Below are 5,747 nucleotides of genomic sequence, written 5' to 3' on the forward strand. Positions count from 1 at the left end.
ATGTATTCCTGATGTCTCACCACCTGTCTCTTCGTCGTAGAACATCACGACACCTTGCGTACCGGTCCTGGGGCTCGCCTTCGTAATGTACAAGCCGTCCCCCGCTGGAGAAGTGACCTCTCCTTCGCCGTACTTCAGCACGTATCCGCCTGCGGGTGCGGTTGCCGTTTGATGTCCCGTCACGCCGGGAGCTTCCAGGCGTCGTTCTTGGCCTTGCTCTTGGAGACCGGTTATGATGGTCCCTCCAATGAAGATTCCAACCACCAGGGTCAAAGCATACCTAAGGGTTAACTTTTTCATGATGATCTCCGTATTTGCGGCTGGACTGCTTTAGAATCTTTTTGCAAGTTTTATGGTGCTAACGTGCTTGGTTTAACCTGCGAAACCGTCATGACTAAGTCGCAAATTTAGTCAAAAGCTTACGCGGTTTTGTCAGGGTTCAAACCAGTGTTAGACAAAAAATCGACTCAATTTGTTTATAGCGCTCTTCGATGACTGAGTATTTTCGTTTCTTGAGCCTGCCCAGGCTGACCATCTTCGCTGCTTATAATACGCAATTTTGGGATTTTGGGATTATTTCAGTCGTTTGATAACCAGCAACGTGAAATCATCCGAGGGCTCGGAACCCGCCCTGAAATTCTCCACTTCCTTTTGAATCTTTTTCACTAACTTTTCCGCCGAAAGCCGGTGATGCTGCTTAATGAGAGTCATCAAACGCTCTTCGGAAAACTCTTCCTGCTTGGAATTCATGGCCTCGGTAACGCCATCGGTGTAGAGCACGAAAATATCGTTTTTCTGAATCGTGAGAGTTTCCTCTTCGAGGCTGATCTTGGCAACAATTCCCAGCGCCATGCCGGCCGGTTGAAGCGCACGAAATTCCGATTCCGAAGCTTGCCAAACATAAGGTGGGTGGTGACCGGCCCGCGCACAAGTCAGGGCGCCGGTTTTCGGGTTGAGAACGGCATAAAAAAGAGTAATGAAACGCCTGTTGCGCGATTCGGTCATGAGCATTTCATTGGCCCGGCACAGAACCTGGGCCGGAGAGTTGTCTTGTATTGCGATGCCGCGAACCAGCGTTCGGGAAAGGGCCATCACTAACGCCGCCGGAACGCCCTTGTCCGCAACATCAGCAATGACGATACCCAAGTTGGCATTTTTTAACGGGATGAAGTCATAAAAGTCGCCGCCCACATGTTTAGCCGATTGATAATAGGTGGCGATTTCCCAACCCGGTATTTTCGGGGTCGCCTCAGGTAAGAAGCTGTGTTGGATTTCTTGCGCCATGCTCAGTTCTTTTTCCAAAGCTTCCTGCGCCAGCCGGATTTCGTGGAGCTCGGTTTGCTCGATGGCCAGAGAAGCTTGATTGGCCAGCAGATTGGTTAGGTGCACTTCGGCTTCGGCCACCTTGCGCGGCGTTTTATGGGCGACCAAAAGCAGTCCAATGGGATGGTTCTGAGAAATACTCTGAATCGGCGCAAGGTAAATGGACCGACAACCCACTTCGCTCCAGAATTGCCACATCGCACGATCTTCAATGATGCTTGTCGAAGCTTCCGGTGGAATAGGCTCCTCAAGAGGAAACAATCTCAAACTGGGTTCACCGCGCTCTTGCAGGGAAATTTGACCGGAGCGGCCAAGCTGCAGGAACGTTTGTCCGGCGCCAGATTCGTTCCAGGGCTTTTCCAGAAAAACTTCTTGCTTAGGCTTGAGCCCGGTGCTGGCGAGCTTTCTTGTGCCTCCATTTGCTTCGTGCAGCATGAGCGCGCACACATCCGCGGCAAAGATTTCCGCTGTCACCTTGACAACTTGTCCCAAAATCGCTTCCAAATTTTGCGTATTTAGCAAAGCATTCGAAAGGGTTAACAGGGCCGCCTGTTCTTGAATCCTTTGATCCCGGGTCTGCTCGAAAATGCGTGCGCGTTCCACGGCCACACCCATTTGATTGCCGACCGTGGTCAGCAGTTGCAATTCTTCATCTGAAAATAGACGTCCGGCGGCGGTCGCGACATTCAATATGCCGATTTGGGCCCGTGGCGTTTCTAAAGGTATGCTGGCGTGGTCCACCAGATTTTGTCGATCCCCTTTGGAATGTTCGATGCGGCTGCAGTAGACGATGTTCACGGCTTCGGTCAGTTTATCTTCGCATGCCAGTCTGTTGCAGCGGCAGCCGCCTTTCCAGACCCGTCCGGGATGTTTCAGCGCAGGAGGCAGCCCGTGATTCGCGGCCAAAGTGAAGGTCGTATTGTCGCGATTTGTCAGGAAAACCCAGCCGGCATTGAGGCCTAGAATTTTCAAAATGATCTCAAGCGAATCGTGCAGAGCTTGGTTTAGGTCGAGAGCTTGGTTTAAGGTTTCGGCGATGGTTTTAAGCGCCGCCAAATTGGAATTTTGCCGGTCGCTGTCTTTGGCTTTGTTCATTGTGTTTGCAATGAGAATTTCAATTTATAACGTAGAAAATATGTCCCTTTTACACCAACGTCATTTATCGATTAAGATAGCAATTAGCGTTAATTTAGCAACAATTTTCCTAGAGGCGTGGCCGAAAATCCTTTGCCCTCGTGAATGAAACGCTTTTACTTTCATCATCTTGACTCAGGTGCTGCGGCAGAAATTTCAACGCCACATGGCGTTGCAGTTTGGTGTCTTCGGCTTATAGACCACGCCCATGCCGCCTTCGCCGAGCTTTTTGAGGATTTTGTAGTGGGAAATGGTTTTACCAATCATTGTTAGATAATCCTCGTTTTCATAAAGTATAATCGGGATAGGGCGAGGCCTCACGACCCCGCTCCTCCCACACCACCTGGCGTACGGATCACGTACCAAGGCGGTTCGGCTGGTTAAGTTGTCCGAACGTATAAACGTGGCAACCCTAAAGCGTCAAAGTACCGACCGGGCAACGCAATCGAGAGTGCAGGACTACGACTCAAGCGCCAGGGGCCATGAGCTGATTTTGCGGTATTCCACGCTAAGTCTCGGCTCACACCTGATTAATTTCTTTTTTGTTCTCCATTAAGCGAACTGTAGTAGGCGAGATCTTTGCTTCACCTAGAGTAAGTGTGGTTAAGAAGACATCATCGTAATAAAGATTAAATGTGAAGAAACCTGGAATTATATTGTCTACAAGAGCAGTCCTTCTGAGGAGGTCTCTTGCCTGCTCTTTTTCGAGTCCAGCCTGTTTCGTTAAGTAATTGTACGAAATCTTCCAGTGACTATCCCTCGCTTGACTTTGTGAGGGTTCTTTAATGAATTCTCAATAGAGTCAATTTTCTCACGCAGACTGTTCACGTCATCAACCATCCATTTTAAACTCTTCAACTCTGGGTCGTGTACTAAGTAATTGCGTTCGGCAAAGAGTATCAGTTGAAATGCGTTGTCAATTATCGTCATTAAACGATTTTTCCTTAACCCCACACAACAACCGCACGCTGTGTTCTTCAAATGTTGGCTCATTTCAGCCAATTGGCTGATATGAGCAAATAGTTGGCTGAGTTTAGCAAATTGCCCTCATTTTCTGACCGCGAAACTAAAAGTTATAAGTCATTGTCATTATAATAACTTATGAAGAAAAAATAAGTTTGGCATCGACCTTGCATAGAGTGGGGGGTGACATGATTACGCTATTACTTTATATAATCACATCATAGGAGAATGATGATGAAAATTAGATCAAACACTTACGCGCTTCTCAAAATTCGAGTCACTTAATTAACAAGGAGTCCAAAGATGAGAAAATTCAAAAATTCCATCCCTGTCCCTGGCAACCAACTATTTATACTTAAGCACATTGAAAATAGACATTTTCACAGTGGCATACTTGTTAAAGCAATGCAATTATAAATAAGCGGCATTCGTTAAACAAAAAATAGGTATGAAATCTATGAAAGAATTATTCTACTTTTTGCGTTCAGATTTGATGATTGAAGTTCACTATGGTCAGGCTTCAACTACGCTCACTTATTTTTCGCATCGGGAAATTACTGAAGGGGAGAGAAAATTTGTTGAGCACTATATTCGCACCAAAGTAACTTCTGAGGCGCAAAGCGACAGCGTCAGTTACATGGGAATAGACGATGAGTTGGCGAAAAACCTAAATGAGTATCACTCAAAAAAGAACCTTAAATCTCTGGATGAAAAACACGAAAAAGTCGATGGCGCAGTTAAGGTTTTGATTAAAGAGTCTATGGCAACCTATTACTTCGAACAAATCGGCAAGAAGCTTATAGAAGTCAAAGGAATGATTCGGCAGGGTAGCGAGTTTTCGGAATTAAATATCGAGAAAATGAATTTGGCGGAATTAGTTTATGCTTACAATATCTACACCGATCAAAAAGTCAATATTGAAAAAGTTTTACCCAAAGAACTTTCCGCAGTTTACTAAGAAACTGCATTTAGCCTAAAAAAAGCCTTCGGCTGAATTTAGGGTATTAAGTGACGATTGTTTAAACAAAAATTTGCGTGAAGGCACGATAAAACCCACCAAACAAACCTAAAACACTAAAAAAATGTCGTCAAAAGGCCTATTCTTTCTTTAGTCGGGATGACGTTGTCCTAGTTTCTTATTTAACCATTTGATGATGGAGTTCTCCAATATCTCCCTTTTTCTCCATAAAAATCTCTTCAAATCGAATTTTTGATTTATAAGGTTCTTCACCAAGTTCGATTTTTAAACCATCTCCTTCCGACATGTGTTGTGAATATAGATGTAGTCCAATTCCTCCACCTTGATCCATTACACATTTGAATTCTGGTAGGTACATTCTCACTATCCCTGTTTGATTTATTCTCCAGGCAATATGCTCCGAGGCTACAGTAGCTTGCATTAATGCTAAATGGCCTTGTTTAGGACCAGGGTTACCGATACAATCTCCTACAGCGTAAATATTTTTATTCTTAGAGTCTTTGGCTAGCATGTTTTTCATGTGCACAGGTACAAAGCCGCGCTCATCTATTAAATCCGAATTTTGTAATGCGTGAATTCCGCGAAAGGGTGGAACCAACAGGCATATGTCATAGGGCATAGTTTTACCGTCTTTAAAATATAGCGTATCCTTATCAAGTTTTGTTAAATGAACATTCCGGTGTACGTTAATATTTTTTCTATTAAAATGTTCATCCAAATATTTCCAAACTTTAGGCCCCCCAGGAGGAAGAAGTTGCCCCTTATCAGTGATATAATTTAGTTTTACATTATCGCGTTTCCCTTTTTCACTCAAGAGGTGATGAAGGTCCATTATAATTTCCATTGGAGGACCATCGCAGGGTGCAGCACCAACTCCAGCAAAAAAGTTTCCACGGTCAAAATTTAAGAGGGCTTCTCTAGTTTCAAGTATTCTTGAAATATCACATACAGACAGGCCAAATTCACGCGAGCCTGGTAGAAATTCGTAAGCGTGTCGTGCTCCTGTTGCCAAAATAAGATAGTCAAATTGATAATTATTATTCTCACAGATTACCTGATTGTTGTCCTGATCTATTGATGCCATTGGATCACAGATGAATTCGATTCCCGTATTTTTGAAATTTTCAGACAAATCCATAGTGATTTTTTCAGGGTCGAGATTCTCGAAAATAACTCTTGGAAATGAGGCTCTGAATGTAGTTCGTGGCTTATCCGAAATAATAATAATACGATGCTTTTCATCAAGGAGATGGCGCAAAGTCCAGGCAGCTTTTATGCTTCCAAAAGAACCGCCAATTATTAGAATTGTTTTTGTCATAGTTATTAACCTAATTAATTCCCAAAAAAA

The 5,747-nt window shown here is 44.2% G+C and carries 6 protein-coding genes; 2 read left to right on the forward strand and 4 right to left on the reverse strand.

The genetic code is table 11. The annotated features are described in order from the left end of the window. The 3 genes from IH879_18540 to IH879_18550 all read right to left on the reverse strand — a co-directional run. Positions 1-300 (reverse strand): hypothetical protein (locus IH879_18540; protein MCH7676924.1); only part of this gene is annotated, 300 nt, incomplete at its 3' end. Positions 301-573: 273 nt separating this feature from the next. Then, on the reverse strand, positions 574-2,418 hold the full coding sequence (locus IH879_18545; GenBank protein ID MCH7676925.1) for a SpoIIE family protein phosphatase: 1,845 nt from the start codon (positions 2,416-2,418) through the stop codon (positions 574-576). 195 nt (positions 2,419-2,613) lie between these two features. Beyond that, complete coding sequence (locus IH879_18550; GenBank protein MCH7676926.1) at positions 2,614-2,778, reverse strand: hypothetical protein; 165 nt, start codon at positions 2,776-2,778, stop codon at positions 2,614-2,616. Positions 2,779-2,842: 64 nt separating this feature from the next. Here IH879_18550 and IH879_18555 point away from each other — a divergent pair, with 64 nt between their 5' ends. Both IH879_18555 and IH879_18560 read left to right on the forward strand, forming a co-directional pair. Next, the gene (locus IH879_18555; protein MCH7676927.1) at positions 2,843-3,013 is read left to right on the forward strand and encodes a hypothetical protein; all 171 of its coding nucleotides are present in this window, start codon (positions 2,843-2,845) and stop codon (positions 3,011-3,013) included. Positions 3,014-3,877: 864 nt separating this feature from the next. Then, positions 3,878-4,378 (forward strand): hypothetical protein, encoded by a 501-nt coding sequence (locus IH879_18560; protein ID MCH7676928.1) that lies wholly within the window; start codon positions 3,878-3,880, stop codon positions 4,376-4,378. A gap of 178 nt (positions 4,379-4,556) precedes the next feature. Here the strand turns inward: IH879_18560 and IH879_18565 are convergent, their stop codons facing one another. After that, the gene (locus tag IH879_18565; GenBank protein ID MCH7676929.1) at positions 4,557-5,717 is read right to left on the reverse strand and encodes an FAD-dependent oxidoreductase; all 1,161 of its coding nucleotides are present in this window, start codon (positions 5,715-5,717) and stop codon (positions 4,557-4,559) included. Between the last annotated feature and the right edge of the window lie 30 nt (positions 5,718-5,747).

The organism is candidate division KSB1 bacterium (assembly GCA_022562085.1).
Lineage (GTDB): Bacteria > Zhuqueibacterota > Zhuqueibacteria > Oceanimicrobiales > Oceanimicrobiaceae > Oceanimicrobium.

Coding starts and splice junctions, on each gene's coding strand:
- IH879_18545 (MCH7676925.1), bottom strand. CDS start 2,418: ATGAACAAAGCCAAAGACAGCGACCGGCAAAATTCCAATTTGGCGGCG.
- IH879_18565 (MCH7676929.1), bottom strand. CDS start 5,717: ATGACAAAAACAATTCTAATAATTGGCGGTTCTTTTGGAAGCATAAAA.
- IH879_18560 (MCH7676928.1), top strand. CDS start 3,878: ATGAAAGAATTATTCTACTTTTTGCGTTCAGATTTGATGATTGAAGTT.